Raw genomic sequence first — 26,055 nt, 5'->3', positions numbered from 1 at the left:
CGGCTACGAGTCCTGCGCGCGACGCAAAGCCGCCTCCACCTCTGCCGGGCCGAGCCGCATCAGCCGCCGCGCCCGGGTCCAGAGGATCGCGGTTTCCACCCGCCGCCCGGGATAAATCGCCGCCACCGCATGGGCATAGGCGCCCAACTGGCGCAGATAGGTCTCGGGCACCTCTGCGGCGGTGCCGGGCAGCGCGGCGTTCGATTTGAAATCGACCACCGTCACCAGATCGGGCGCAACGACCAGCCGGTCGACCGATCCCACCAGCCAGCCGCCATTCCAGGGCGCGGCGAGTTCGGCCTCGGCCAGCGAGTCCGGGCCGAAGATCCAGGCCAGATCCGGGTCGGTCAGAATGTCGCGCGCCTCGGCCATGAGCGCGTCACCGGCCCCCAGCCGGGCGGCAAGGCCGGGCCAGCGGTCAGAGGGCACCCCGGCCAGGTGCTGAAGCAGCAGATGCAGTTTGGTGCCGCGCTCCAGCGGGTCGTCCTCGTCGAAATCGGCGGGGGCGGCCCGCACCGTCGCAGGTCCGCCGCCGAGGCCCGAGGGCGACCAGACCCTCGGCGGCGCCACGGGCGCGGGCGCCCTGCGCTGCGCGAACTCCGGCGCGGGAATAGCCGCGCGGGCCGCATAAGGCGCGGGCGCATCCGGTGGCCAGGCGCCGTATTCGTGGCGCAGCCTGCCGCCCGGACCTTCGGTCAGCGCAAGGTTCCCGGCCCCCTTGCGGATGATGCCATACCAGGACCCGTCCCCCGCCTCGCCCGAGGCCGCCACGATCAGCCAGTGCTTCGCCCGGGTGATCGCGACGTAAAGAAGCCGCAGGTTCTCGGCCTCGCGCGCCGCCGCCCGCCCGGCCTTGGCCGCGGCCAAAGCGACCGGATCGTCGGTCTTGCGCCCGGCCCAGGTCACCACCCCCGGCGCCAGCGGCAGGATCAGATCCTTGTCGCTCAGCCGCCGGTCGGCGGTGTCGGGCAGGATCACCACTGGCGCCTCCAGCCCTTTCGAGCCGTGCACCGTCATGACCCGGATCAGCTCGCCCTCGCCCTCGGCCTGGCGTTTGACCTCGACCTCGCCCGCCTCCATCCACACCAGAAAGCCGGTCAGGCTGGGCACCTCGGCGCGCTCATAGGCCAAAGCCTGCTGCGAAAGCTCGTCAATCGCATCCGCCGCCTCTTCGCCGAGCCGCCCGAGCAGCTTCGCCCTGCCGTGGTGGCGGGTCAGGATCCGGTCCAGGAGTTCATAGGGCCGCAGGTATTCCGACAGCCGGCGCAGATCGTCCAGCACCTCGCGGGTCTCCTCCTCGCCCGCGTGGCGCAAAGCCTGCCAGAGATAGCCCGGCCGCCCATGCGCGAGGCAATAAAGCCGCGCCTCGGACCAGCCGAAGAGGGGCGAACGCAAAGCCGTGGCCAAAGCCAGATCGTCCTCGGGCGTGTTCAGGAAGGACAGCAGCGCCAGCAGGTCGCGCACCGCGAGTTCCCCGGTCAGCGTCAGCCGGTCCGGCCCCGCGATCGGCAGGCCGAGCGCCTTGCAGGCCCGGATGATCGCCTCGAAGATCGGGCCGCGCCGCTGGACGAGGATCAGCACATCCCCCGCCCGCACCGGGCGGAACCCACCCTCCGCGCGGTGGTCGGGGATCTGCCGCCCCTCGCGGATCATCGCGGCGATCTCTTCGGCGACCTGACGGGCCAGCACCACGGTGGCGTCGGTCTCGCCCACCAGATCGACCGGATCGAACCATTCGCGTTCCTCCGGCGCCTCGGGCTTCGGCACCACGGGCCAGATGTCCACCCGTCCGGGCAGCGCCTCATGGAACGGCCGGTGCCGGAACGCGCCGCCGAGCGCCTCCTGCATCCCGCCCTGGAAACACAGATCCACCAGCGCGAGGATCGCCTGCGACGAGCGGAAGGAGTGTTCCAGCGTCCGTTCCGCAATCGGCACGCCCGCCCCTGCGAACCCTTCCGCAAACCGCGCCTTCACCGCGTCGAATCCGGCCACGTCGGCGCCCTGGAAGGAATAGATCGACTGCTTCTTGTCGCCCACCACAAAGAACGAGCGTTCCGCCTCGCGCGCGCCCTCGCCCGCGACGAATTCCCCGGTCAGCGCGGCGATGATGCGCCACTGGCCGGGGCTGGTGTCCTGGGCCTCATCGACCAGCACATGGTCGATGGAGCCGTCCAGCCGGTAAAGCACCCAGGGCGCCACCGCCGGATCGGTCAGAAGGCGGCTCGCGCGGGTGATGAAATCGTCGAAATCCAGCCAGCCGTGGGCGGCTTTGGCGGCCTCATAGCGGCGCAGGAAACCGGCGGCGAAACGGTGCAGCGCCAGCGCCTTGCGCAAGCTGGCGAGGCCAAGGCGCAGGGGCCGCGCATCCTCGACCCGCCGCATCAGCGCCTGCAATCCGTCGAGATGCGGGCCAAGCGAAGCGCGGCAGTCCTTCGTCGGGAAGCTGTCGGTCTTTGCCCCGAACGGGGTTTTCGCGGTGGCCCCGAACAGGAACAGCCCCTCAAGCACCGGCAGAGCGTCAAGCGTCAGCGGAAGCGGCACCCCCCCGAGCGCAAGCGAGGCCTTCTGGTCGGTCGCCTTCCCCGCCGCCAGCGCGGGGATGATCGCGGCCAGCAGCGCCCCGTCGCCGGGGCCGAAGACCTGCGCCTCAAGCGCGGCCTCGTCGAGCCCGTCGGCAAGGCCGAAAGCCGCGCGCAAAACCGCGTCATCGGGCACCTGCATCAGATCGCCGCGCCGCCCGGTGATCTGGGCAAGGAACTCATCCACCCGCTCGCCCATCTCGGGCAGGATCGCGGTGAACAGATCCGGCTCTTCCCCGGCCATCTCCTCAAGGATCCTGTTGCGCAACAGCTCCGCCGAGCGGTCGTCCAGCTCGCTGAACGAGGGGCTGACCCCGGCCTCCAGCGGAAAGCGGCGCAACAGGCCGGCGCAGAAGGAATGGATGGTCTGGATGCGGATGCCGCCCGGCGTCTCGATCGCGCGCGCAAAGAGCTGCCGCGCGCGGCGCAAGGCGGGTTCGGGCAGCGCGCCGCCCTCGCCCAGATCGGCGAGGTTCCTGCGCAGATCCGGCCCCGAGGCCATCGCCCATTCGCCCAGACGGCGGAACAGCCGGTTCTGCATCTCGGCGGCGGCGGCCTTGGTATAGGTGAGGCAAAGGATGTTCTGCGGGTCCACCCCGCGCAAAAGCAGCCGCGCCACCCGGTCGGTCAGCACCTTGGTCTTGCCCGATCCGGCATTGGCGACCAGCCAGACGTTCGAGGACGGATCCGACGCACCGATCTGCGCCGCGGCGGCGGGATGGGGGCTCATGGCACATCCTCCGGCTTCGACGGATCGGTGATCTCCCATTCGCCGTAGCGCGCCAGATCGTCGTAATCGCCGCGCTCGCGGGTGCCCACCATCGCCCGGCGCGAGGTATAGCCGCGGGCGGGGTCCTGATACGCCGTGATCAGGCGGCGGAAATCGTTCAGCACCTTCTCCAGATCCGCCGGGCCAAGCGTGGCGGCCACCGTCTTCAGATCGCGCGCGAGGCGGACATAGGCGATCTCCACCTCGTCATGCGGCCCGACCTCGGGGAAGGCGCCGAGGTTCGCCATCACCGCCGCCAGATGAAGCTGCTTCGCGAAAGCCTCCTGCTGCTTTTCGCTGGGTGGCTGGCCGGTCTTGTAATCGACGATCCTCAGCCGCCCCTCGCGGGTCAGGTCGATCCGGTCGGGTTTGCCGACCAGGGTGAAGCCGAGGTCCGCGAGTTCCACCGCATAGCGCCGCTCCATCGAGACGGTCCGGCCGCCTTCGGCCAGCAGCCCCTCGACGAAGGGCGCGGCAAGCTCCTGCATCCGCCCGCGCCAGATCGCGCGCATCGCGGGCCAGGCCACGTCGCGGGAAAGGATCTCGTCGGTGATCCGCATCAGCGCGGCAACGGCCTCAGCCGGGTCGGGCGGCATGTCCTTCAGGAAGGCTTCGGGCACCTTGTGCAGCACCTCGCCGCGCAGCCGCGCGTCCGCCGTGGGGCGGGCGGGCATCAGCGGGTTCAGCCGCAGCACATGGCGGGCATAGATCGCATAAGGGTCGCGGATCAGCTTTTCGATCTCGGTCAGCGACAGCCGCGCGGGCCGCACCGCCAGCGGCGAGCGCGGCGAGGGGCGCGGCGACGCAGGCGGGCTCAGAGGCGCACCGACCGCCGCCGCCTGGTCGAGCAGCCGATCCCCCCGCGCCCGCATCGCCTCCAAAGCCGCGCGCCCGCCGTTCCCCGGCAGGCCGTCGAGCAGGTTGGTCAGCCGGTTCAGCCAGCGCGAGGGCACGGTCTCGGCCTCGGCATTGCGCCGGGCGTGCGACAGCACCACCTCGGGCGCGGCCACCGCCATCTGGAAGTCATGCGCCGCAAGGCCGATCCGCCGCTCGGGCAGCAGCAGGCCGAGGTCGAGCCGCATCCTGCGGTTCAGCCAGGGGTCGGGCGGGGCCTGGGCGGGCCAGACACCCTCGGTCAGACCGGCGAGGATCACCAGATCCGCCCCCGCCACCCGCGCCTCCTGCGCGCCGAGGATCACGATCCGCTCGTCGGCGGGCTTCTGGCTGCGCACCTGGCCGCGCGACAGCACCCCATCGGCCAAAGCCGCGTAATCGGCGAGCGAGAGGTGAAAGCCCTGGGGCGCCTCGGCCGCCAGTTCCCCGATCACCGCCAGCGCGGCCTCGCCCGCCTCGCGCGCCCACATGAGGCCGGTGCTTTCCCCGGTGCCGCGCGCCAAAGCCTCGGCCAGCGCCCGGTGCTGCGCGATCAGCGCGGGCAGCGGGCCGGGCGCGGCGGCGGCGATCCCTTCCAGCACCTGACCAAGGCTTTCGGCCCAGGGCGCGGCGAAAGCGTCGCGGTTCACCCCCGCCCAGTGCCGCAGAAAGTCCGCATCGGGGAAGGCCGGGCCATGCCGGCGCAGATACAGTTCCAGCTCCTGGGTCAGCCGGAGATGGGGGCCGCGATCCGCCTCGGAAAACGCCAGCGGATGCTTGAGCAGCGCAAGACATTCGTCCGCCGTCAGACGCCGCCCCATCGCCCGCGCCACCAGCCGCAGGAACCGCCCCGGCGGGCTGTGGATCAGCGGCTGGCCCGCGGAATCGTCGGGCTCCAGCCGCCAGCGGTCCAAGGCCGCCGTCACCCGCCGCGTCAGATCGCGGTCGGGCGAGATCAGCGCGGCGCTCTGGCCGCGATCCACCGCCTCGCGCAGGCGGAGCGCGATGGCCTGGGCCTCGGCCCGCGGATGCGGCGCCTCGATCAGCGTCATGCCCAGGGTCGCCGCCCCGAGGTCGCCCAGCGACGGCCCCTCGCCGATCCACTGATCGGTGACCGGCGCCGGCCGCAACGCCAGCGAGACCAGCCGCCCGCGCGCCGGATCGGGCGGCGGCTGGCCGTCCCAGTTCCGCACATCGGCAGGCCTGAGGCCCAGCATCTCCATTAGCCGGTGGTAGCGGTATTGCGGATGGTCCTCCTGCGCGATGCCGTCATCCAGCACCTCCCACACCGCTTCGGGCTGATCGAAATCATAACCCGGCACCACCACCGCACCCTGCGGCAGCGCCGCCACGCCCTGCATCAGCAGCGCCGTGGTCCCGCGCGAGCCGGTCGAGCCCGCGACGATCACCGGATCGCCTGGCGGGCTTTCGCGCCACAGCGCGATCTGCGCCAGCGTCGCCGCCCTCAGCCGCCCCTCGGTATCGGGCGCGGCGTCCGGGCCGAAGAACTGCCCGATCAGCGCGACGAAGCGCCGGGTGCGCGCCCAATGCGCGGCGTGGCCCTCGATGTCGATCCGGTCGAGCGCGTCCGGAGCGACATCCTCGGCCCGCATCTCGTCCATCAGCCCGGCCAGGCTGTCCGCGAGATCGTAAAGCGCGTGACGCGGCGCCAGATCGGGCTCGGCGGTCAGCAGCCGGTCGATCAGCACCGCAAGCTCCAGCCGCCGCCCCAGAGGCGAGACCGCCTGCACGCCGCCGGTCAGCAGCGGATCGGCGCCGGGCTCTGACACCAGCCGAAGGCGCGGCAGAAAGCCCGGCCCACGTTCCAGGAACGCCTGGCGCACCCGGCGGCGCATCCGCTGACTGTTGAGCCAGATCGTCACCCGCGCCAGATCCTGCGCCGGGCGCCCTTCCATGCGCGAAAGCAGCCCCGCCACCAGGCGGCGCGGGAAATCCGCCCCGGGCGGCAGGCCGTAAAGGCGCGGGCCGGGCCGGTCGAACATCATGGCGCCGCCAGCAGGGCTTCGGCCTCGGCCAGCCCCTCGGGGCTGCCCACATCGCACCAGCCGCCGGACCAGACCAGCCCGAAAGCCCGACCGCGGGCGATCATCCGGTCCCAGATCAGGTTGAGCGAGAACGCTTCCCCGGCGATCACGCTCAGATCGCCGGTCGCGATGATCTGCGCACCAAGGTAGACCACGCCACGCTCGCCCGGCGCGCGGGTGATGCGGCCCGCATCGTCCAGCAGGAAATCGGCCTTGCCCTTGCGCCCCGGCAGGCCCGCGCGCTCTTTCACGAGAAGCAGCGCATCCATCCGCGTGGCGTCCCAATGCGCCGCCAGCGCCGCCAGCGGATTGCCACCCTGCCAGACCACATCGGGGTTCAGCGTCATCACCGGGCCATCACCGAGCAGCGGCAAAGCCCGCTTCAGCCCGCCGCCGGTCTCCAGGATCTCCTCCTCATGGCTGACCGCCACGTCACGGCCCGCCAGATGCGCGGCGATCTGCTGCCCGAGGTAATGCGTGTTCACCACCACCGGCCCCGCGTCCTCCGCAAGATCCAGCGCGCGGTCGAGCAGCGCCCGCCCCGCCACCGGGATCAGCGGCTTCGGGCGGGTGGCGGTCAACTCGCGCATCCTGGTGCCAAAACCGGCGGCGAAGATCATCAGCGGGAAGGGCATGACTGCCTGATCCTTTCGATGGCCTCCGGCGTGGGCTCGGGCAGGATCTCCAGCACCCCGGCCCGCAGGTCGGCCAGCGCCGGATTTCCGAGGTTGCGCATCAACTGCCCCCAGACCCGGGGCAGGAAGGCAAGGTAGCGGTCCTTCCCCACCGTGACGCAAAGCCGGGCGAAGATGCCGATGATCCGCAGCGCCCTGAGCGCGCCGAGCACCGCGTAGGGCGCGGCCAGATCCCCGGCCCGCATCCCGCGCGCCGCGGCGAAATGCGCCAGAACCGCGGCCTCGGTCGCGGGCGCGACATCGCGGCGCGCGTCCTGCAAGAGCGAGACCAGATCGTATTCCGGCTGCCCCATCTGCCCAAGCTGGAAGTCGAGCAAGCCCACCCGCGCCGCGCCCTCGCGCTCGGGCAGCCAGAGCAGGTTCTCGGCATGGAAATCGCGCAGGATCAGCACCCGCGGCCCGTCGGCATGGGCGCGCAAGGCCGCCTCCATCGCGGCCCGGAAGGCGCGCGCATCGGGCGCGGCCCCGGTCACGGCGCGGGCATAAACCTCCGGTGCGAGCAGCGTCGACTCCGCCCATTCCGCCGCGCTCAGATCCGGCAGGCCCGCCGGCGCCGGCGCCGCCTGCACCACCGCCAGCGCATCCGCCGCCGCCAGATACAGCGGCAATTCGCGCGCCGGCTCCTCAGCGATGAGCACAGCGAAGAGCGCCTCGCCCAGGTCCTCGATCAGCATCAGCCCGCGCGCCTCGTCCATCGCGAAGGTCTTCGGCGGCGAGAGCCCGAGCGCAGCGAGATACGAGCCGATCCGGTGGAAATCCCCCACATCGTCGCCGCAGCCCGGCGGCGCATCCATCAGCACCGCCCGCGCACCACCCATACGCAGCCTCTGATAGCTGCGCGCCGAGGCGTCGCCAGCCAGCGCGCGACGCTCCGCAGCCGCCCATCCGGCCGCCGCCAGAAAATCCTCAACCTCCGCCGCCCTCATGCGCTGCCCTCAAGACAGGCCAGCAGCCCCTCCGCCGCGCCGGAAATCGCCAGCCGCCGCCCCTCGCCTTCATAAGCAAGCGTCACGGTGATCGCGTCCGTGGGCGTATAATCCCCCAGCCGGTCGGGCCATTCGATCAGCAGAATGTCGCGCCCCATCGCATCCGCGAGCCCCAGTTCCGCGACCTCGCCCGCGTCCCCCAGCCGATACAGATCGGCGTGCCAGACCTCGCCCTGCGGCGTCTCGTAGGTCTGCACCAGCGTGAAGGTCGGCGAGGGCACGTCCACCGCTTCGCCCGCCAGCGCGCGGATCGCAGCGCGGGCGAGATGCGATTTCCCCGCCCCCACCGGCCCCTGCAACAGAACCGTCATCCCCGGCCGCAGACACAGCCCGAGCCGCGCCCCGAAGCGGCGGCCGGCTTCCTCGTCGGGCAACAGGAATTCTGCGAGCGGTTTCATCAGCACGACCCTAGCCGCCTGCGCCGGGCGCGCAAGCCTCAGCCGATCCGCCCCCGGACGCCGCCGGTCTGGCCGCGATCCATGAGCAGATGGTCGAGCAGCACACAGGCCATCATCGCCTCGCCCACCGGCACCGCGCGGATGCCGACGCAGGGGTCGTGGCGGCCTTTGGTCACCAGATCGATCTCTTCGCCCGAGGCGCTCACCGCCCGCCGCGGCGTCAGAATCGAGGATGTCGGCTTGACCGCGAACCGGCAGACCACCGGCTGCCCGGTCGAAATCCCGCCCAGCACCCCCCCGGCATGGTTCGAGAGATATTCCACACCCGAAGGCCCCATCCGCATCTCGTCGGCGTTCTCCACGCCGGTCAGCGCCGCCGAGGCCATACCCTCGCCGATCTCAACGCCTTTCACCGCGTTGATCGACATCATCGCCGCCGCCAGGTCGGAATCGAGCTTGCCGTAAAGCGGCGCGCCAAGACCCGGCGGCACACCCTCGGCCACGACCTCGATCACCGCCCCCACCGAGTTATGCGACAGCCGCAACTCATCGAGATACTCTGCCCATTCCGCGGCCATCACCGGATCGGGGCACCAGAACGGGTTCTCGCCAATCTGGCTGGCGTCGAACCGCGCCCGCTCGATGGCCCTGGCCCCCATCTGCATCATATAGCCGGTGATCGTCAGCCCCGGCACCAAAGCCGCCAGCGCGGCCCGCGCCACGCCCCCGGCCGCCACCCGCGCCGCCGTCTCGCGCGCCGAGGACCGCCCGCCGCCGCGATAATCCCGCACCCCGTATTTCAGATGATAAGCGATATCGGCATGACCCGGACGGAAGGCCCGGGCGATATCGCCGTAATCCTTGCTGCGCTGGTCGGTGTTCCCGATCATCAGCTGGATCGGCGTCCCGGTCGTCACGCCCTCAAACACCCCCGACAGGATCTTCACCTCATCGGCCTCGCGCCTTTGCGTGGTGAATTTCGACGTGCCGGGCTTCCTGCGGTCCAGCCAGGGCTGGATCAGCGCCTCGGACAGTTCCACCCCCGGCGGGCAGCCGTCCACCGTGCAGCCGAGCGCGGGCCCGTGGCTTTCGCCCCAGGTGGTGACGCGGAAGAGATGGCCGAAGGTGTTCAGGCTCATGGCGCGGGCTCCGGGAATGATACCCCTGCGCCATAGCCCCCGGCGCGGCGCCGCTTCAACCGAAATCCACAAAAAGTTGATGGCGCGGGTTGAAATGGCCGCGCCCGCCCCCATCTGGCATCTGCGGGCCGGGCCCCTCTGGCGCCAGTTCTCTGGCGTGATGTCGGACCGCATCGGGATCACGCGCCCGATGGATTGCCCGGCTTTTCCCCTGTGCTGACCCGCAATCCCCCTGGCGCCAGAAGATAAAGGGCTCGCGGGGATGGATATCCTGCTGACATTGTTTCTGGGCAAGCCGCTTTGGCTGTGGCTGACCTTCCTCGCGCTGGTGCTGGTGCTTCTGGTGCTGGACCTCGGCGTTCTGAACAAGGGCGATCAGGAGATCGGCGTCGCCCGCAGCCTGAAGCTCTCGGCCTTCTACATCACCCTCGGCGTCGCCTTCGCGGGCTTCGTCTGGTGGCAGATCGGGGCCGAGGCGGCGGGCCTCTACCTCACCGCCTTCGTGGTCGAGAAATCGCTGGCGATGGACAATGTCTTCGTCATCGCGATGATCTTCGGCTTCTTCGCCATCCCGCGCAAATACCAGCACCGGGCCCTGTTCTGGGGCATCCTGGGCGTGATCGTGCTGCGCGGGCTGATGATCGGCTTCGGCGCGGCGCTGGTGCAGAACTACCACTGGGTGCTTTACATCTTCGCCGGTTTCCTCGTCTTCACCGGGATAAAGATGCTGTTCTCCGGCGACAATCACGAGGTCGATATCGGCGCCAACCCGGCGCTCAAATTCCTGCGCAGACATCTGCGGGTGACGGATGAGCTGCACGGCCATGCCTTCACCGTGCGCCAGCCCGACCCGAAGACCGGCCGCATCCGCCGCTTCGCCACGCCCTTGCTGATGGCGCTGATCATGGTGGAAATCGCCGATGTCATCTTCGCGGTCGATTCGGTGCCGGCGGTCTTCGCCATCACCTCCGACCCCTATATCGTCTTCACCTCGAACATCTTCGCGATCCTCGGGCTGCGCGCGCTCTATTTCGCGCTGGCGGCGATCCTGCACCGCTTCGCTTACCTCAAATACGCGCTGGCGGTTCTGCTGATCTTCATCGGCTCCAAGGTTTTCGTGGCCGATCTGATGGGGCTTGAGAAATTCCCCGCCAGCATCTCGCTCGGCGTCACCTTCGCCATCCTCGGCGCCGGGGTCGCGGTTTCCCTGTGGAAGACCCGCGGCCAGCCGGTCCACGAGACCCTGCCCGGCGAGCCCGGCGACGAACATCCGGCCCGTCCCTGAGGGCGCCCGCGCCCTCCTCATTTTCTGTCTGAAAATATCCCGGGGGGAGTCGCGGCACGCGACGGGGGGCTGGCCCCCCTCTTGCGGCGGCACCACAATCCCCTATGCTCGGCCTCACCTCGGGGTGCCCCCTTAAAGGGCTGAGATGCGCAAGCGGACCCGTTGAACCTGAACCGGATCATACCGGCGGAGGGAAGGTGCATCGGATCCAGATCCCCATGCCCGGCCATCCGTCGCAACTGGAGGACGAACGATGCGACCCTTCCTTGCGGCGTGCCTGACCTGCCTGCCCGCTTTCGCGGCGGCTGAGACGCCCGTTCTGACCGTCATGACCTATGACAGTTTCACCTCGGACTGGGGCCCCGGCCCGGCGGTGGAAAAGGCTTTCGAGGAAGTCTGCGGCTGCGATCTGCAATTCATCACCGGCGGCGACGGCGCGGCGCTGCTCGCGCGGCTGCAACTCGAAGGCACGGCGACCGGGGCCGATGTGGTCCTCGGCCTCGACACCAATCTGACCGCGCAAGGACTGGCCTCGGGCCTTTTCGCGCCGCACGGGCAAGAGCCCGCCTCCGGCCTGCCGGTCGATTTCGACGACGCGCATTTCCTGCCCTACGACTGGGGCTGGTTCGCCTTCGTCTACAACAAGACCCGCCTTGAGACCCCGCCCGACAGTTTCCGGGCGCTGGCGGAATCGGATCTGAAAGTGGTGATCCAGGATCCGCGCTCGTCCACCCCCGGCCTCGGCCTGCTGATGTGGGTGAAGGCGGCTTACGGCGACGAGGCCCCCGCGATCTGGTCCAGCCTCGCCGACAATGTGCTGACCGTCACCCCCGGCTGGTCCGAGGCTTACGGCCTGTTCGTGGACGGCGAGGCGGATATGGTGCTCTCCTACACCACCTCGCCCGCCTATCACCGCATCGCCGAAGAGGACGACAGCAAGGACTGGGCACCCTTCGCCGAGGGTCATTATCTCCAGATCGAGCTCGGCGCGGTGCTCGCCTCGTCCGACCAGCCCGGGCTTGCCCGCGATTTCCTCGCCTTCACCCAGTCGCCGGCCTTCCAGTCGGTGATCCCCGAGACCAACTGGATGTATCCCGCGACCGAGATCCCGCTGCCCGAGGGGTTCGAGACCCATCGGCCCGAAACCTCCCTGCTGCTCGGCGCCGAAGACGCGCAGGCGATCCGGGCCGAGGCTCTGGCGGAATGGCAGGCGGCGCTGTCGCGCTAGGGGCGGGGGCGCTCGCCCTCGTTCTGCTGCCGCTCGGGGCGGTGGCGTTCCACGCCGGGGGGCTTTCGCTCTCCGGCCCGGATCTGGCCGCTTTGCGCTTCACCCTGACCCAGGCCGCGCTTTCCGCGCTGATCTCGGTTACGCTGGCGGTGCCGGTGGCGCGGGCGCTGGCGCGGCGGCGGTTTCCCGGGCGGGGTCTGCTGATCACGCTGATGGGGGCGCCGTTCCTTCTGCCGGTGATCGTCGCGGTGCTGGCGCTGGTCACGGTTTTCGGTCGGGCGGGCTGGCTCAACAGCCTCGGGGCGGCCGTCGGCCTGCCGCCGGTGCCGGTCTACGGGCTGCATGGGGTGCTGCTGGCGCATGTGTTCCTGAACCTGCCGCTCGCGGTGCGGATGATCCTGCAAGGCTGGCTCGCGGTGCCGTCCGAGCGGTTCCGGCTGGCCGAAAGCCTCGGCTTCTGCCCGGCGGACATCTTCCGCCATATCGAGCGCCCGATGCTGCGCGAGGTGCTTCCCGGCGCGCTGGCCACCGTCTTCGCGATCTGCCTGACCTCTTTCGCGGTGGCGCTGACGCTGGGCGGCGGCCCGGCGGCGACCACGCTGGAACTGGCGATCTATCAGGCGGTGCGGTTCGAGTTCGACCTCTCGCATGCCGCGGGGCTGGCGCTGATACAGACCGGGCTCGGCGCCGCTGCGGCGCTGGCAGCCTGGCATCTGACGCGCGAATCGGGCTTCGGCGCCGGGATGGACCGTCCTTTGGCCACGCGAGCGCCCGGCGGCTGGCGGCGCGCGGGCGACGTTCTGGTGCTGGTGCTGGCGGGCGGGTTCCTGCTGCTGCCGCTCGCCGCGCTGGTCACGCGCGGCCTTCCCGGGCTGGCGGATCTGCCCTGGTCGGTGGCGGAAGCCGCGCTGCGTTCGATCACGGTCGCGCTGCTGTCGGCGCTGATCGCGGTTTCCGCCGGGCTGAGCCTCGCGCTGGCGGTGGCGCGCGGCGGGCCGCGCTGGCTGGAGCTGGCGGCGGTGCTGCCGCTCGCCGCCTCGGGGCTGGTGCTGGGAACGGGGCTCTTTCTGCTGATCCAGCCGGTTCTCCCACCCCCGCGCCTTGCGTTGCCGGTGACGCTGCTGGTCAATACGCTGATGACGCTGCCCTTCGTCTTTCGCCTGCTTCTGCCCGAGGCCCGCGCGCTGGAGGCCGGTTATGGCCGACTGGCGGCCTCGCTCGGCCTGCGCGGCTTCGCCCGGCTGCGGCTTCTGGTGCTGCCGCGCCTCGCGCGTCCGCTCGGCTTTTGCGCCGGGCTGGCGGCAGCGCTGTCGATGGGCGACCTCGGCGTGATCGCCCTGTTCGCCACCGGGCGCGAGGTGACGCTGCCCTTGCTCGTGCAGCAGCTTATGGGCTCTTACCGGACCGGGGCCGCCGCGGGCGCGGCCCTCGTGCTGGTGTCGCTGAGTTTCGCATTGTTCTGGATCTTCGACGCGGGAGGGCGCCGTGCTTCGCCTCGATGAACTGCTGCTGACGCAAGGCGACTTCCGGCTGGCGGCCGACTGGCAGGTGCCACCGGGCGCGCGCATCGCGCTGATCGGGCCTTCGGGCGCGGGGAAAAGCTCTCTGCTCGCCGCCATCGCCGGGTTTTACGCCCCAGCCTCGGGCCGGGTGCTGTGGGACGGGCGGGATCTGACGCCCCTGACACCGGGAGAGCGGCCGCTCTCGATCCTGTTCCAGGACCAGAACCTGTTTCCGCATCTGACCCTGGCCGAAAACCTCGGCCTCGGGCTGCGGCCCGCCCTGCGGCTGACGCCCGGCGAGCGCGCCCGGGTGACAGAGGCGCTGGACCGGGTGGGGCTGACGGGCATGGGCGCACGCCGCCCGGCGCAGCTTTCCGGCGGCCAGGTCAGCCGGGCCGCGCTGGCGCGGGTACTGCTGCGCGCGCGGCCGCTTCTCTTGCTGGACGAGCCCTTCGCCGCGCTCGGGCCCGCGCTGAAACAGGAGATGCTGGCGCTGGTGGCAGAGGTCGCCGGGGACACCGGCGCGACCGTCCTGATGGTCACTCACGACCCGCGCGACGCGCTGGAGTTCGCCGCGCTGACGGTGATCGTGGCAGGGGGCCTCGCGGCCGCGCCGCAGCCCACCGCCGCGCTGTTCGCCGACCCGCCCGCGGTGCTGCGCGACTATCTCGGCCACCGGCAATGAAAAACCCCGCCACAAGGGGCGGGGGTTTTCCGATTTTCATCAAAGCGCCGGATGATGTCCTGATCAGCCGGTGAACTCTTTGCCCTTGATCCTGGCCCAGAGCTTCTTGTTCGTCAGATAGAGCAGAACCGTCAGCACCAGGAGAAAGATCACCGCGACGAAGCCCGCCTGTTTGCGGTCCATCATCTTCGGCTCGGCCGACCACATCAGGAAGGCCGAGATATCCATCGCCATCGCGTCCAGCGTGGTGGGGCTGCCGTCCTCGAAGCTGACCTGATCGTCCGACAGCGGCGGCGCCATCGAGATCCAGCCGCCAGGGAAGGCGTGGTTCTCGTAGAAGGTGGTGCCGGCTTCTTCCTTGGTCTCGCCGGTATAGCCGGTGAGGATCGCATGGATGTATTCCGGCCCGCCGATGCCGCGCAGCATCTGGTTGATGCCGGTGCCATAGGGTCCGTGGAACCCGGCGCGCGCCTTGGCCATCAGCGAGAGATCCGGCCCGGTCCCCTCGCCCGAGCGGGCGGGGAACTTGTCGGTCCATTCGCGCGGCCGCGCATCGGCGCCGAGGCTTTCCACCTCGTCGAGGCCCGCCGCATAGGCGCGAACCTGATCCGCGGGCAGATGCGGGCCGCCCTCATCCGCCAGGGTGCGGATGGGGACATATTTCAAGCCGTGGCACGCCGAGCAGACCTCGGTATAGACCTGAAGCCCGCGCTGAAGCTGAAGCTGGTCATAGGTTCCGAACGGACCCTCGAAAGAGAAGGTCACGTCCTCGATATGGCCTGCGTCACCAGCTGCCAGCGCCGCGCCCGCAAGGGCCAGCGAGGTGGCGGCAGAGAGAATGATCTTGCCAAACATTTGCGTCAGATCCTTTCCGTCACTCGGCCGCGTGGGGGTAATGGGCCTTGAAGTCTTCCTCGATCGTCGCCGGCGGGGCCAGCGGCTTTTCGATCACCCCGAGCAGCGGCAGAATGACGAGGAAATAGGCGAACCAATAGGCCGATGCGATCAGCGAAATCCAGTCGTAGGGATATTCGGCGGGCATCGCCCCGGCCCACATCAGCACCACGAAGTCGATGCACAGCAGCACGAACCACCATTTGAACATCGGCCGGTATTTGCCCGAGCGCACCGACGAGGTGTCGAGCCAGGGCACCAGCGCCATCACGGCGATGGCGCCGAACATCGCCAGCACGCCGAAGAACTTGGCGTCGACGATGCCGAAGGTGATCCATTCCACCGCGATCACCACCCAGACATCGGCGGTGAAGGCGCGCAGGATCGCGTAGAACGGCAGGAAATACCATTCCGGCACGATATGCGCGGGCGTCGCCAGCGGGTTGGCCTCGATATAGTTGTCGGGGTGGCCCAGGTAGTTCGGCATGAAGCCGACGATGGCGAAGAACACGATCAGGATCACCGCCAGCGCGAACAGATCCTTGATCACGTAATAGGGCCAGAACGGCACGGTGTCCTTCTGCGCATTTTCCTTGCTGTCGCGGCGCACCTCGACCCCGGTGGGGTTGTTGTTGCCGGTGTGGTGGAAGGCCCAGATATGGACGATCACCAGGCCCGCGATCACGAAGGGCAGCAGATAATGCAGCGAGAAGAAGCGGTTCAGCGTGGGATTGTCCACCGCCGGGCCGCCCAGAAGCAGGGTCTGGATCGGCTCGCCGATGCCGGGGATGGCGCCGAACAGGCCGGTGATCACGGTCGCGCCCCAGAACGACATCTGCCCCCAGGGCAGAACATAGCCCATGAAGGCGGTTCCCATCATCATCAGATAGATCAGCATGCCGACGATCCAGGTGACTTCGCGCGGCGCCTTGTAGCTGCCGTAGTACAGGCCGCGGAAGATATGCAGATAGACTGCGAAGAAGAACAGCGAGGCGCCGTTGGCGTGCAGATAGCGGATCATATGCCCGCCGTTCACGTTGCGCATGATATGCTCGACGCTGGCGAAGGCCATGTCCACATGCGGCGTGTAATGCATCGCGAGGATGATCCCCGTGACGATCTGAAGCCCGAGGCAGAAAGCAAGGACGATGCCCCAGATCCACATCCAGTTCAGGTTCTTGGGCGTAGGGATCATCAGCGTGTCGTAGACCAGGCCCACGATCGGCAGCCGCTTGTGCAGCCACTTTTCGGGTGCGGTCCCGGGTTCGTAATGGTCGTGCGGAATTCCGGCCATGTTGCGTTACCTCAGCCCAGCAGGATCGTGGTTTCGTCGGTGAACTGCGCCACCGGGATCTCAAGGTTCCGGGGTGCCGGACCTTTGCGGATCCGGCCCGCGGTATCGTAGTGCGAGCCGTGGCAGGGGCAGAACCAGCCGCCGAACTCACCGGCGCCGTTGCCCAGCGGAACGCAGCCCAGATGGGTGCAGACCCCCATCATCACCAGCCATTCGCCGGCCTCGTCGAGCGTGCGGTTTTCATCGCTGGCATCGGTGCCGGGCTTGTTGTGGTTTTCCGACCCTTTGTCGATGAGCGTCGAGTCGCCCAGATCGACCGCGCGGGCGGCCTCGATCTCTTCGGCAGAGCGGCGGCGGATGAACACCGGCTTGCCGCGCCATTTCACCGTGAGCTGGGTGCCGACCTCGACGCCCGAGACATCGACGTAGATCGCGGACAGCGCGCGGGTGTCGGCCGAGGGGTTCATCTGGTTGACCAGCGGCCAGACCGCCGCGCCGGTGGCAACGGCTCCGGCGCCTGCGGTGGCATAATACAGGAAGTCGCGGCGGCTGCCTGCGTGATCGTCTGCTTGGGACACGAGTTCCTCTCCCTGGCACGGCCGCGGGCCGCGGCCAAAATTTGCGGGGGCAGGCGGAGGACCGCTTACCCTGACGGGCGCGGTTTTAGACAAGCTGCGGCGGATCGTCCAGCGGACAATCGGACGCAAGCCCCCCTGATTTCGATGTAAAAGCTGATTGGTGCGAACATGCCGCAGGCTGAGGGCGCATTTTCAGCCCACCGGCCGGGTTTCACGCATCGGGGCGCGGCGCGCGAAAGCCTCTTCCCAGGCGGCGAGACGGGGATGGCCGTCGCGCCAGTTCCGGGCGGAATGACGAAAATCCAGATAGCCGAGCGCGCAGCCGAGCGCGATCTGCCCCATGTTCAGCGGCTGCTCCAGATCGCCCGCCCAGCCGTTTTCCAGCGTATCGAGGCTGCGCGCCACCTTGAGCCACTGGCTCTCGACCCAGGGGGCGAAGCGGATCTCCTCGGGCCTGAGCCGCGATTCGTAGATCATCAGCAGCGCCGCATCGAGGATGCCGTCCGCCAGAGACTCCAGCACCAGCACCCGCCAGAGCGCCTCGCCGCCGGGGTAGAGCCCCGCCCCGGCATGATCGTCGAGCCAGCGGCAGATCACCCGGCTGTCGAACAGCGCCTCTCCGGTATCCGTGACCAGCGCGGGCACCTTGCCCAGCGGGTTCTGCCCGACCGGCGCCCCGGTCTGATCGAGCGGCGTGCCGCCGCCCATGATCTCGTCGATCCCGACGATCCCGGCCTCGCGGATCAGCACGCGCACCTTGCGCACATAGGGCGAGGTCAGGCTGGAAAAGAGCGTAAGCCGCCCGTTCATGACTGCTGCCCGCGCAGGCTGAACCGGGCCATGACACCGGCGTCCACCTCCCATGTCCGGCCGCGAAAGCCGATGGTGCGGCGCCAGCGCAGGGTGGCGTTGGTCTGGCGGGTATCGGGCTCGCCCCGGGGGTGGAGCAGCGTCAGCCCTTCGTCCAGATCGTCCAGCGCCTCTTCGGCGCGCTGATCGAGGCGCCCCGGATAAGCGCGGCTCCGGATCCAGCGCCGCGCGGCATAGCCCGCGACGGCGACCGCACCGATTCGCATCATCAGCGGCAGAAACGGAGCTATGGGCAGCGGCATCGGGATCCTCCGGCGCAGACAGGGCGCAACGGATCGTAGGGCCAGCGAGTCGCGCTGTAAACTCATGGCGGGGCCGAAGCGCGCCGGCCGGGGTGGCGGCGTTCCGCCCCCCGGGAACGCCGGATCCGCGGACATGGCCCGGGCAGCGGCAGAAATCACCGGATCCTCTCCGGCAGACCATGCCCAAAGGCAAAGGCCGCCCGGGTTTCCCCGGACGGCCCTTGATTCTTGCCGGAAACGGCGCTCAGCCCTGGCGGGCTTTGTAGCGCTTCTGCGTCTTGTTGATCACATAGATCCGGCCCTTGCGGCGCACGACCTGGCAATCGCGGTGACGCGTCTTCAGCGAGCGGAGCGAGTTGGCAACCTTCATGGCTGTCTCCTATCCTTCGCGGCGCATCACGCGCCTTGATTGACCCGTGCCCCCGGGTATGACCCCAAAAGCGATGAAATGGTGGGCGGTACTGGGATCGAACCAGTGGCCACTACGATGTCAACGTAGTGCTCTACCGCTGAGCTAACCGCCCACTCCGGCCCTGCGGTCCGTCAGCATCCCTTCCGAAAACGAAAAGGACGCGGGCTGACCGCGTCGGCGTGCCGGGGTCTATACTCAACCCCGCCGCCGCCCGCAAGGGGTTTCGGATCGGAGAATTATGCCGTTATATCCGAAGCAAGCAGAGGAGAACGGCAGACCCGTTCCCGCCGCAGCCAGACCGCCAGCCAGACCGGGGCCGCCTTGAAGGAAACCGAGCGCTCAGATGCCTATTCTCTGAACCGGCCCCGGCGCCAGACCGGCCCGGTGATCTTTTCCTCACCGCATTCCGGCAATCACTATCCGCCCGATTTCCTTGCCCGCAGCGCGCTGGATTCGCATGCGATCCGCTCCTCGGAAGACGCTTTCGTCGATGTCCTGTTCGGCGCCGCGCCCGATCACGGCGCGCCGCTGCTGGCGGCCCGGGCGCCGCGCGCCTTCATCGACCTGAACCGGGCCGCGGACGAGCTGGACCCGGCGGTGATCGAGGGGATCGACCGGCCGCCGCACAATCCGCGCATCTCCTCGGGCCTCGGCGTGATTCCCCGCGTGGTCTCGGGCGGGCGGGCGATCTATAGCGGCAAGCTGAGCCGCGACGAGGCCGCGGGCCGCATCCGCGACTGGTGGCATCCCTGGCACCAGGCCTTGCAGGGGCTGATCGAGGAAACCCACGCCGCCTTTGGCGAGGCGGTGCTGATCGACTGCCATTCCATGCCGCATGAGGCGATCGAGGCCCATGGCCGCCCCGGCGGCCCGAGGCCCGATATCGTGCTGGGCGACCGTTTCGGCGCCGCCGCCGGGCGCGAGGTGGTGGAGCGGGTCGAGGCTGCCTTCACCGGCGCCGGGCTGCGCGTCAGCCGCAACACGCCCTTCGCCGGGGCCTATATCACCCAGGCCTACGGCCGGCCCTCGCGCCGGGTGCATGTGATCCAGGTCGAGATCGACCGCGCGCTTTACATGGACGAGACGCGGATCGCCCCGCATGAGGGATTTTCCGCCTTCCACAGCCTGATAACCGGAGTCATCGCCGGACTGGTCCGGCCATGGGAAGACCGGCAGAACCCGCCGCTCGCCGCCGAATAAAACGGCAGCGGCGGGTTCCGGCCGGATTCAGATCGCCATATCGGCTTCGGATTTGCCGGCGGCAAGCGCCTCGCTGAACCAGCGCGGCTTGCGACCGCGGCCCGACCAGGTATCCGACGGATTGGCGGGATTGGCGAATTTCGGGCCACCGGCGGGACGCTTGCGCGAAACCTGACCGCCGGTCAGTTCCGCGAGAGAGGAGAAGCCCATTTCACGGACCTTTTCCTCCAGACTGACCAGCGCCTCTTTCCGGCGGCGGTCTTCGTAAGTCGCGATTGCGCGTGCAATCCTAGATTGAAGGGACTTCAGTTCCTTCAGATCCAGCGAATTGACATCCAGTTCCATTTTGGACTCCAGAATATGATGTGAGCCCTGTATATCGGTGTTTTCCAGGTTCCGCAATTAACGCTGTCAGCGCGGACTGCGTTTTGCCAGAATTCGCTGCAATGTCCGGCGATGCATATTCAGCCGGCGGGCGGTTTCCGAGACATTGCGGTCGCACATTTCATAGACCCGCTGAATATGTTCCCAGCGGACGCGATCGGCCGACATCGGATTTTCGGGCGGCGCGGGCATTGCCTCGCCATTCGCCAGGAGCGCATTCATCACGTCATTCGCATCGGCGGGTTTGGAGAGATAATCCGTCGCGCCGATCTTGACCGCCGCCACCGCCGTCGCAATGGCGCCATATCCGGTCAGCACCACGATCCGGCAATCGGGGCGGCGTTCGCGCAGGGTTTCCACCACATCAAGACCGTTGCCGTCGCCCAGCCGAAGATCCACCACCGCATAGGCCGGCGGGCGCGATTGCGCGATCAGCTTGCCCGCCGCCACGCTTTCGGCGGTTTCCACCTGAAAGCCGCGTTTCTCCATCGCTTTGGCCAGGCGCTTCACGAATGGCTCGTCGTCATCGACGAGCAGCAACGTCCTGTCGGCTCCCAGTTCGGGGTTCAGATCGTCCGACATGAGCTTTCTCCATCCGTCCCGGCGCCGCGCGCCCTCGGACGGACCCTAGAAAGCTTTCAGCCGATGGTCAATTCAGCCTGCGGCATCAAGCATGCAGGCAACGCCTTTCGCCATGTCTTCCGGGGTGGCCTCGCGCTTGTAGAAATCGGCGAAACCGATCCCCGGCAGCATCAGATAGGTGAAGGCCGAATGATCCACCAGGTAATATTCGTCCTCGGCCGGCTGGACCCGATAATAGACCTTATAGGCATTCGCCGCCGCTTTGATCTGTTCTTCGGATCCGGTCAGGCCGATGGCGCGCGGGTGCATGGCCGAGGCATATTCCCCCACCACTTCGGGCGTATCCCGCGCGGGATCGACGGTGATGAAAACCAGATCCACCTCCCTGCCCTGCTCTTCCAGAAGATCGAGCGCCTCGGCATTCCTCGACATATCGACCGGACAGACATCGGGGCAGAAAGTATAGCCGAAATAGACCAGGGCCGGACGGGTCAGCACGTCTTTGTCGCTCACGCTCTGCCCGTCTTTGTCCAGCAATGTGAAAGGCCCGCCGATATCGGCGCCACCGACATTGCCCTCGCGGCATTTCGCCAGCGGATCGGCCGCGGCGCCATTGCTCAGCCAGAGCCAGCCCGCCGTGCCGCCCAGGAAAGCCGCGACAATTCCGGCCGCCCCGATCGCATAGAACCTGTTCATTCCGCGCCCCTTCCGTTCCGCTGCGCCCGCCCATATCCTGCGGCACATGATAATTCACAATGGCTAATCTGGACAGGGAAGGCGCATTTTCAATGCGACAAATCGCGGGTTACGGCCTCGTCGCGGGAACCGGCGGCGATCGCGTCTGGCTCAGGACGCTGATCCTTCTGCGCTGGCTGGCCATCGCGGGCCAGCTTGCCGCCATCACCGCGGCGGACCGCTGGTTCGGCCTCGGCCTGCCGCTCGGCCTGTGCTACCTGGCCGTGGGCGCCTCGATCATCGTCAATCTGGCGGCGACCTTCGTCTTCCCCGGAAACCGCCGTCTCAGCGAGCCAGAGGCGCTGGCCTCGCTGATGTTCGACCTCGGGCAGCTCGGCTTTCTGGTCTTCGTCACCGGCGGGCTGACCAACCCCTTCGCGCTGCTGATCCTGGCCCCGGTGACGATCTCGGCCAGCATCCTCGGCCTGGGGCCGACGCTGATCCTCGGGGCCGCGGCGGTGATCATCGTCAGCCTTTCGGCCTTCGTCGCCGTTCCGATCCGGCTGCCGGACGGATCGGCGCTGGAAACGCCGCGGCTGTTCACCTTCGGCTTCTGGCTGGCGATCGTGGTGGGGCTGCTGTTCCTCGGCGTCTATGCCCGCCGGGTTGCCAAAGAGGCGCGGGCGCTGGCGGATGCGCTGCTGGCCACACAGATGGCGCTGGCGCGCGAGCAGAAGCTGACCGATCTGGGCGGCGTGGTGGCGGCGGCGGCGCATGAACTGGGCACGCCGCTCGCCACGATCAAGCTGGTGTCGTCGGAACTGATGAGCGAGCTGGAGGATCAGCCCGGCCTTTACGACGACGCCAGGCTGATCCGCGAACAGGCCGACCGCTGCGCCGGCATCCTGCGCGGCATGGGCCGGGCCGGGAAAGACGATCTGCAACTGCGCCAGGCCCCGGTCTCGGCGCTGCTGCGCGAGGCGGCCGAGCCGCATATGAACCGCGGCAAGGAGGTGATCTTCGAGCTGATCCCCGGCCCCGGCGCCGATGAGCGCGAGCCCATCGTCCAGCGCCGCCCCGAGGTCATCCACGGGCTGCGCAACCTGGTGCAGAACGCGGTGGATTTCGCAAGCAGCAAGGTCTGGGTCGAATGCGAATGGACGCCTTCGGCGCTCGCGCTGCGCATCATCGACGATGGCGAGGGCTACCCGCCCAACGTCATCAACCGGATCGGCGACCCCTTCGTGCGGGTGCGCAAGGGCGACCGGCCCTCGCGCCGCCCGGAATACGAGGGGATGGGCCTCGGCCTGTTCATCGCCAAGACGCTGCTCGAACGCACCGGGGCGGAGCTGACCTTCGCCAATGCCTCGGATCCGTTCCTCGCCCCGGCCGAGCGGCCCGAACGCGGCGGCGCGCTGGTCGAGGCGGTCTGGGACAATGACGACATCCTCGCGCCCCCCGGCGCGACCGCCGCCCCCAACGAGCCGATCCTGCCCTGATCTGCCCGGGCCATGATTAACTGCGTGTTAATACCTGCCGTCCTAGGGTCGCTCACGGATGCGTGACGGCATGGGACGGCAATGGAAACGGACTGGACTCTCGCCTTCGGGCTGGTGATCACGGCGGCGCTGATCGCCATGGCCTGCCTGCTGATGATCACCGCCCTCCAGCGCCGCGACAGCGCCCCGGTTTCGGTCTTCGCAGGCCAGACCGGCGGAACGGTCCTCATCTTCGATGGCGAAACGCTGGTGGACGCCACCCCCCAGGCCCGGGCCATGATCGCCGACGGCATGGAATCGGGCGGGGCCTGGTTCCGCGCGCTGGCCCGGCTGGAGCCGATGTTCCCCGGCCTGCTGACCCGGCTGGAGGGCCTGCAACGCGAGGGGCGGTTCATCCTCTGCTCGCGCGAGGACATCGCGCCGCCGCTGGTCCTGCGCGCCGAACATCTGGGCGGGTTGACCCGGCTCAGCCTGGTCGAAGGCGACGGCGAGGCGGCCCGGCCCGGCAGCGACGGGCTGGCCGAGCTTGCGCTGCGCGACGAGCTTGCCCATCTGCGCGACATGCTGGCGCGCGCGCCGCTGCCGATCTGGCGCGAGAATGCCGAGGGCGAGGTGGTCTGGGCCAACGGTCCCTGGCTCGCCGCCGCCGCGGCGCAGCTCGACCCGGGCAAGGAACTGTCCTGGCCGCTGCCCGCGATCTTTGCCGAACCGATCCCCGCCGGATGCGGGGAAACCGGCCCGCTGCGCCGCGCCCTGGGCCAGGGGGATCATATGGAATGGTTCGACGTGATCACCCGCGCGGTGCCGGAACAGCCACCGGGCGCACGTTTCTGCTACGCCCTGCCCGCCGGACGGCTGGTCGCGGCCGAGAACAGCCTGCGCGAATTCACCCAGACCCTTGCCAAGACCTTCGCGCAACTGCCGATCGGGCTGGCGATCTTCGACCATTCGCGGGTGCTTCAGATGTTCAACCCGGCGCTGATGGATCTGACCGGCCTGCCGGTGGAATTCCTGATCTCCCGGCCGACGATCCCTGCCCTGCTCGACGCTTTGCGCGAACGCTCGATGCTGCCCGAGCCGAAGGACTACCGCTCCTGGCGGCGGCAGGTGGCCGAGATGGAGGAAGCCGCCGCCTCGGGCCTGTTCGAGGAGACCTGGACCCTGCCCTCGGGCCAGACCTGGCGGGTCAGCGGGCGGCCGCATCCGAACGGCGCGCTGGCCTTCATGATCGAGGACATCTCGACCGAAATGTCGCGCACCCGCCGCTACCGCGCCGATCTGGAACTCGGCCAGGCGGTGATCGACGGGCTGCCGGATGCGGTGGTGGTCTTCGCCCAGGACGGCTCGGTCGCCATGGCCAATGCCGCCGCGCGCGAGTTGTGGGAGGAAGACCTGCTGCGCCTCACCGCCGGGCCGGGGGACGAGAAGCCGATCGCCCGCTGGCGCAGGCAGACCGCGCCCACCCTGCTCTGGAACGATCTGGAGGATTTCATCGGCCTGTTCGGCCCGCGCGATCCCTGGGACGGCGAATTGCGCATGGCGGACGGGCGGTCGCTGACCTGCCGCGTGGCGCCGATGCCGCATGGCACCACGCTTGTGACCTTCCGCCTCAGCCCCCCGGCCAATGCCGGCCGCGACGATCCGGCGGCAAGGGCGATCCTGATCGCCTGAGGCCGGATTGCAGGGACGGCGGGACCCGGACCCACCGCCTGATCAGAATGCACGCTGCTCTCACCGGCTCAGGCGGGCGGGCATCCGCCTGAGCCCGCCCTCCCCCCGGGGACCGACACCATCTTTACCGATCCGGGGGAGACCGGCGCCGCTCACGGCACTCCGGCTGCTCGACAGTCCTTCAGCCCTGGCCCTCACCACCCTGCCAGGCTGCGGAACCCATTCGACACCGCCCGCCCCGCATCAGCTCTGATCATGCCGGCGGCCTCTGCCCCCGAGACACGGCCGTTGCACCGGCGATCCCCGGAACTGCCTCTCTCCATCCTCGGGCAGATAGCGGCGGCCAGTCCCGGTGCACGGCAGGCGCCAGCGACGAAGGTGGCGAGGACTCATCACCACAGCCTGCGCCGATGCAACCGCAGGACAGCAGGCGGCCGAGGCATTGCAATCGCTCGTCCGGGAATGCCGGCGTGCCTCTCCTCTCCGGTCCGCCTTCCGGCCTGCCCGCATATGCGGGCCTCTGGTGCCGCATCGAGTGACGAGGCCTGGCAGAGCTGGCATGGGGCAGCTCACCGGATTGGAAGAAAGCACATAAGTGCGGACGGCCTGGTCGTGCGAGCGGCGCAGGTTGTGGCGAGATGCGATCCGGGGCTTGCCCGGCCCTGCCCCGAATCCGCTGGCCCGCGGAGAAGCCCCTCCGGCGACCGATGCGGAACCGCGCCTCCAAAGGATCGGGACCGCCGCGCCCTTCGCCGGGCGAAACCGGGACAGCACCGAAAGAGATCATTCCCGGATTAGCAGGGATCCCGCTTCGGGGCTGAGGAGAGGTGCAATGCACTCGCCAAGCGCCGTCTTTGCGCCAGCCCGGGCCAGGATCCTCTCCGGCATTGCCCTGAGGCACCGCCTGCCGGAGCCACGATCAGCGGCGGCGCAGATAGACGTAGAACGCCCCGGCGCCGCCGTGTTTCAGATGCGCCTCGGAAACCTGGAGCACCGCAGAGGACAGGGGCGGCAGCCGCATCCATTGCGGCACCTGATGGCGCAGGGCGCCCATCGGGCGCGGCACCGGCTCATGCACTGCCTTGCCCTTGCCGGTGATGACCAGCACCAGCCGCAGCCCCTGAGCCTGGGCACGCAGCAGGAAGGGGATCAGCTCGGCATGGGCCTCGGAGAGCGTCATGCCGTGCAGATCCAGCCGCGCCTCGGGCACCAGCTTGCCGCGGGTCATGCGCTGATGGGTGCGGGAATCCATCCGCAACGCCTCGGACGGCGCCTGCGGCAGCAGAGTGCGGGCGGGGGCGACGGATCGCTCGCCCAGCCGGAAGCGTGGCAGACCCGGCGCCCGGACCGGATCGGGAACCGTCCCACCGCCCGGTTCTACGAAAACATCGGCGGCCGTTTTGCCGCCCGGACCGAAGCGCGACGGGGCGGCAGCGCCCTCCGCCGGTGCTGCCCCCTCAGGCGAGGGATCCTCTGACGCCGCCTCGCCCCGCAGCGGCCGCGCCGTGCGGGCGACGGCCTGCCACAATTCGCGCTCTTCGGGGCGAAGCTGACGGCGGCGGGCCATGGT

At 69.0% G+C, this 26,055-nt stretch carries 23 protein-coding genes, 1 tRNA gene and 1 riboswitch; of the genes, 7 read left to right on the top strand and 17 right to left on the bottom strand.

What is annotated here, in order from left to right; all coding sequences use genetic code 11:
- Positions 1 to 3: 3 nt before the first annotated feature.
- Genes addA through aroC form a run of 6 tightly spaced genes read right to left on the bottom strand, consistent with a single transcriptional unit; the run spans position 4 to position 9,484 of the window.
- On the bottom strand, positions 4 to 3,309 hold the full coding sequence (addA, locus tag XINFAN_RS04925) for a double-strand break repair helicase AddA (protein WP_124085372.1): 3,306 nt from the start codon (positions 3,307 to 3,309) through the stop codon (positions 4 to 6).
- Positions 3,306 to 6,227: a double-strand break repair protein AddB gene (addB, locus tag XINFAN_RS04920; RefSeq protein ID WP_124085371.1), complete on the bottom strand. Its 2,922-nt coding sequence runs from the start codon at positions 6,225 to 6,227 to the stop codon at positions 3,306 to 3,308. Before addB ends, addA begins: the two co-directional genes overlap by 4 nt.
- Positions 6,224 to 6,901 carry a nucleotidyltransferase family protein gene (locus XINFAN_RS04915; protein ID WP_124085370.1) on the bottom strand — a complete coding sequence of 226 codons (678 nt, stop codon included), beginning with the start codon at positions 6,899 to 6,901 and terminating at the stop codon, positions 6,224 to 6,226. Before XINFAN_RS04915 ends, addB begins: the two co-directional genes overlap by 4 nt.
- Positions 6,886 to 7,887, bottom strand: a complete 1,002-nt coding sequence (locus XINFAN_RS04910; RefSeq protein WP_124085369.1) for an aminoglycoside phosphotransferase family protein — start codon at positions 7,885 to 7,887, stop codon at positions 6,886 to 6,888. The genes XINFAN_RS04915 and XINFAN_RS04910 overlap by 16 nt, the downstream gene beginning before the upstream one ends.
- Positions 7,884 to 8,345, bottom strand: coding sequence for a tRNA (adenosine(37)-N6)-threonylcarbamoyltransferase complex ATPase subunit type 1 TsaE (gene tsaE / locus XINFAN_RS04905; RefSeq protein WP_124085368.1), 462 nt, complete (start codon positions 8,343 to 8,345; stop codon positions 7,884 to 7,886). Before tsaE ends, XINFAN_RS04910 begins: the two co-directional genes overlap by 4 nt.
- 38 nt (positions 8,346 to 8,383) lie before the next feature.
- Positions 8,384 to 9,484 carry a chorismate synthase gene (gene aroC, locus XINFAN_RS04900; protein WP_124085367.1) on the bottom strand — a complete coding sequence of 367 codons (1,101 nt, stop codon included), beginning with the start codon at positions 9,482 to 9,484 and terminating at the stop codon, positions 8,384 to 8,386.
- Between the two features lie 262 nt (positions 9,485 to 9,746).
- Here aroC and XINFAN_RS04895 point away from each other — a divergent pair, with 262 nt between their 5' ends.
- From XINFAN_RS04895 to XINFAN_RS04880, 4 genes are all read left to right on the top strand, one after another.
- Positions 9,747 to 10,769 (top strand): TerC family protein, encoded by a 1,023-nt coding sequence (locus tag XINFAN_RS04895; protein ID WP_124085366.1) that lies wholly within the window; start codon positions 9,747 to 9,749, stop codon positions 10,767 to 10,769.
- 110 nt (positions 10,770 to 10,879) lie between these two features.
- Positions 10,880 to 10,981, top strand: a riboswitch (TPP riboswitch).
- A gap of 41 nt (positions 10,982 to 11,022) precedes the next feature.
- Positions 11,023 to 11,997, top strand: coding sequence for a thiamine ABC transporter substrate binding subunit (gene thiB / locus XINFAN_RS04890; RefSeq protein WP_124085365.1), 975 nt, complete (start codon positions 11,023 to 11,025; stop codon positions 11,995 to 11,997).
- Positions 11,973 to 13,499 carry a thiamine/thiamine pyrophosphate ABC transporter permease ThiP gene (locus XINFAN_RS04885; RefSeq protein WP_124085364.1) on the top strand — a complete coding sequence of 509 codons (1,527 nt, stop codon included), beginning with the start codon at positions 11,973 to 11,975 and terminating at the stop codon, positions 13,497 to 13,499. The genes thiB and XINFAN_RS04885 overlap by 25 nt, the downstream gene beginning before the upstream one ends.
- Positions 13,483 to 14,184 (top strand): thiamine ABC transporter ATP-binding protein, encoded by a 702-nt coding sequence (locus XINFAN_RS04880; RefSeq protein WP_124085363.1) that lies wholly within the window; start codon positions 13,483 to 13,485, stop codon positions 14,182 to 14,184. The genes XINFAN_RS04885 and XINFAN_RS04880 overlap by 17 nt, the downstream gene beginning before the upstream one ends.
- A 63-nt stretch (positions 14,185 to 14,247) precedes the next feature.
- Here the strand turns inward: XINFAN_RS04880 and XINFAN_RS04875 are convergent, their stop codons facing one another.
- The 7 genes from XINFAN_RS04875 to XINFAN_RS04845 form a co-directional block, all read right to left on the bottom strand.
- Complete coding sequence (locus XINFAN_RS04875; protein ID WP_124085362.1) at positions 14,248 to 15,039, bottom strand: cytochrome c1; 792 nt, start codon at positions 15,037 to 15,039, stop codon at positions 14,248 to 14,250.
- Between the two features lie 19 nt (positions 15,040 to 15,058).
- Complete coding sequence (gene petB / locus XINFAN_RS04870) at positions 15,059 to 16,372, bottom strand: cytochrome b (RefSeq protein WP_124085361.1); 1,314 nt, start codon at positions 16,370 to 16,372, stop codon at positions 15,059 to 15,061.
- A gap of 11 nt (positions 16,373 to 16,383) precedes the next feature.
- Complete coding sequence (petA, locus tag XINFAN_RS04865) at positions 16,384 to 16,950, bottom strand: ubiquinol-cytochrome c reductase iron-sulfur subunit (RefSeq protein ID WP_124085360.1); 567 nt, start codon at positions 16,948 to 16,950, stop codon at positions 16,384 to 16,386.
- Positions 16,951 to 17,142: 192 nt separating this feature from the next.
- Entirely contained in the window at positions 17,143 to 17,760 is a 618-nt protein-coding gene (locus XINFAN_RS04860; protein ID WP_124085359.1) for a glutathione S-transferase family protein, read from the bottom strand.
- Positions 17,757 to 18,062 (bottom strand): hypothetical protein, encoded by a 306-nt coding sequence (locus XINFAN_RS04855; RefSeq protein ID WP_124085358.1) that lies wholly within the window; start codon positions 18,060 to 18,062, stop codon positions 17,757 to 17,759. The genes XINFAN_RS04860 and XINFAN_RS04855 overlap by 4 nt, the downstream gene beginning before the upstream one ends.
- Positions 18,063 to 18,306: 244 nt before the next feature.
- On the bottom strand, positions 18,307 to 18,432 hold the full coding sequence (gene ykgO / locus XINFAN_RS04850; protein ID WP_124085357.1) for a type B 50S ribosomal protein L36: 126 nt from the start codon (positions 18,430 to 18,432) through the stop codon (positions 18,307 to 18,309).
- Between the two features lie 79 nt (positions 18,433 to 18,511).
- A tRNA-Val gene (locus XINFAN_RS04845) sits at positions 18,512 to 18,586 on the bottom strand.
- Between the two features lie 209 nt (positions 18,587 to 18,795).
- Here XINFAN_RS04845 and XINFAN_RS04840 point away from each other — a divergent pair.
- The gene (locus tag XINFAN_RS04840) at positions 18,796 to 19,674 is read left to right on the top strand and encodes an N-formylglutamate amidohydrolase (protein ID WP_124085356.1); all 879 of its coding nucleotides are present in this window, start codon (positions 18,796 to 18,798) and stop codon (positions 19,672 to 19,674) included.
- A 27-nt stretch (positions 19,675 to 19,701) separates the two neighbouring features.
- Here the strand turns inward: XINFAN_RS04840 and XINFAN_RS04835 are convergent, their stop codons facing one another.
- The 3 genes from XINFAN_RS04835 to XINFAN_RS04825 all read right to left on the bottom strand — a co-directional run bounded on the left by XINFAN_RS04835 (position 19,702) and on the right by XINFAN_RS04825 (position 21,336).
- The gene (locus XINFAN_RS04835) at positions 19,702 to 20,019 is read right to left on the bottom strand and encodes an H-NS histone family protein (protein ID WP_124085355.1); all 318 of its coding nucleotides are present in this window, start codon (positions 20,017 to 20,019) and stop codon (positions 19,702 to 19,704) included.
- A 66-nt stretch (positions 20,020 to 20,085) separates the two neighbouring features.
- On the bottom strand, positions 20,086 to 20,640 hold the full coding sequence (locus XINFAN_RS04830; RefSeq protein ID WP_124085354.1) for an ActR/PrrA/RegA family redox response regulator transcription factor: 555 nt from the start codon (positions 20,638 to 20,640) through the stop codon (positions 20,086 to 20,088).
- Positions 20,641 to 20,712: 72 nt separating this feature from the next.
- Positions 20,713 to 21,336: an SCO family protein gene (locus XINFAN_RS04825; RefSeq protein WP_124085353.1), complete on the bottom strand. Its 624-nt coding sequence runs from the start codon at positions 21,334 to 21,336 to the stop codon at positions 20,713 to 20,715.
- Positions 21,337 to 21,428: 92 nt separating this feature from the next.
- On the opposite strand from XINFAN_RS04825, the gene regB reads away from it, so the two are divergent.
- Positions 21,429 to 22,814 carry a sensor histidine kinase RegB gene (gene regB / locus XINFAN_RS04820; protein ID WP_124085352.1) on the top strand — a complete coding sequence of 462 codons (1,386 nt, stop codon included), beginning with the start codon at positions 21,429 to 21,431 and terminating at the stop codon, positions 22,812 to 22,814.
- An 81-nt stretch (positions 22,815 to 22,895) separates the two neighbouring features.
- Positions 22,896 to 24,485 (top strand): PAS-domain containing protein, encoded by a 1,590-nt coding sequence (locus XINFAN_RS04815; RefSeq protein WP_124085351.1) that lies wholly within the window; start codon positions 22,896 to 22,898, stop codon positions 24,483 to 24,485.
- A 919-nt stretch (positions 24,486 to 25,404) separates the two neighbouring features.
- On the opposite strand, the gene XINFAN_RS04810 is transcribed toward XINFAN_RS04815, so the two are convergent.
- Positions 25,405 to 26,052 carry a Smr/MutS family protein gene (locus tag XINFAN_RS04810; RefSeq protein WP_124085350.1) on the bottom strand — a complete coding sequence of 216 codons (648 nt, stop codon included), beginning with the start codon at positions 26,050 to 26,052 and terminating at the stop codon, positions 25,405 to 25,407.
- Positions 26,053 to 26,055: the final 3 nt, after the last annotated feature.

It is taken from the genome of Pseudogemmobacter humi (genome assembly GCF_900609055.1).
Lineage (GTDB): Bacteria > Pseudomonadota > Alphaproteobacteria > Rhodobacterales > Rhodobacteraceae > Pseudogemmobacter > Pseudogemmobacter humi.
Note: the sequence above shows the minus strand (reverse complement) of the source record. Positions and strands in the feature narration are given on the sequence as shown.

Coding starts and splice junctions, on each gene's coding strand:
- regB (WP_124085352.1), top strand. CDS start 21,429: ATGCGACAAATCGCGGGTTACGGCCTCGTCGCGGGAACCGGCGGCGAT.
- thiB (WP_124085365.1), top strand. CDS start 11,023: ATGCGACCCTTCCTTGCGGCGTGCCTGACCTGCCTGCCCGCTTTCGCG.
- XINFAN_RS04875 (WP_124085362.1), bottom strand. CDS start 15,039: ATGTTTGGCAAGATCATTCTCTCTGCCGCCACCTCGCTGGCCCTTGCG.
- XINFAN_RS04835 (WP_124085355.1), bottom strand. CDS start 20,019: ATGGAACTGGATGTCAATTCGCTGGATCTGAAGGAACTGAAGTCCCTT.
- petB (WP_124085361.1), bottom strand. CDS start 16,372: ATGGCCGGAATTCCGCACGACCATTACGAACCCGGGACCGCACCCGAA.
- XINFAN_RS04860 (WP_124085359.1), bottom strand. CDS start 17,760: ATGAACGGGCGGCTTACGCTCTTTTCCAGCCTGACCTCGCCCTATGTG.
- XINFAN_RS04915 (WP_124085370.1), bottom strand. CDS start 6,901: ATGCCCTTCCCGCTGATGATCTTCGCCGCCGGTTTTGGCACCAGGATG.
- tsaE (WP_124085368.1), bottom strand. CDS start 8,345: ATGAAACCGCTCGCAGAATTCCTGTTGCCCGACGAGGAAGCCGGCCGC.
- XINFAN_RS04810 (WP_124085350.1), bottom strand. CDS start 26,052: ATGGCCCGCCGCCGTCAGCTTCGCCCCGAAGAGCGCGAATTGTGGCAG.
- XINFAN_RS04855 (WP_124085358.1), bottom strand. CDS start 18,062: ATGCCGCTGCCCATAGCTCCGTTTCTGCCGCTGATGATGCGAATCGGT.
- XINFAN_RS04825 (WP_124085353.1), bottom strand. CDS start 21,336: ATGAACAGGTTCTATGCGATCGGGGCGGCCGGAATTGTCGCGGCTTTC.
- XINFAN_RS04885 (WP_124085364.1), top strand. CDS start 11,973: ATGGCAGGCGGCGCTGTCGCGCTAGGGGCGGGGGCGCTCGCCCTCGTT.
- XINFAN_RS04815 (WP_124085351.1), top strand. CDS start 22,896: ATGGAAACGGACTGGACTCTCGCCTTCGGGCTGGTGATCACGGCGGCG.
- addA (WP_124085372.1), bottom strand. CDS start 3,309: ATGAGCCCCCATCCCGCCGCCGCGGCGCAGATCGGTGCGTCGGATCCG.
- aroC (WP_124085367.1), bottom strand. CDS start 9,484: ATGAGCCTGAACACCTTCGGCCATCTCTTCCGCGTCACCACCTGGGGC.
- XINFAN_RS04910 (WP_124085369.1), bottom strand. CDS start 7,887: ATGAGGGCGGCGGAGGTTGAGGATTTTCTGGCGGCGGCCGGATGGGCG.
- addB (WP_124085371.1), bottom strand. CDS start 6,227: ATGATGTTCGACCGGCCCGGCCCGCGCCTTTACGGCCTGCCGCCCGGG.
- XINFAN_RS04895 (WP_124085366.1), top strand. CDS start 9,747: ATGGATATCCTGCTGACATTGTTTCTGGGCAAGCCGCTTTGGCTGTGG.
- XINFAN_RS04830 (WP_124085354.1), bottom strand. CDS start 20,640: ATGTCGGACGATCTGAACCCCGAACTGGGAGCCGACAGGACGTTGCTG.
- ykgO (WP_124085357.1), bottom strand. CDS start 18,432: ATGAAGGTTGCCAACTCGCTCCGCTCGCTGAAGACGCGTCACCGCGAT.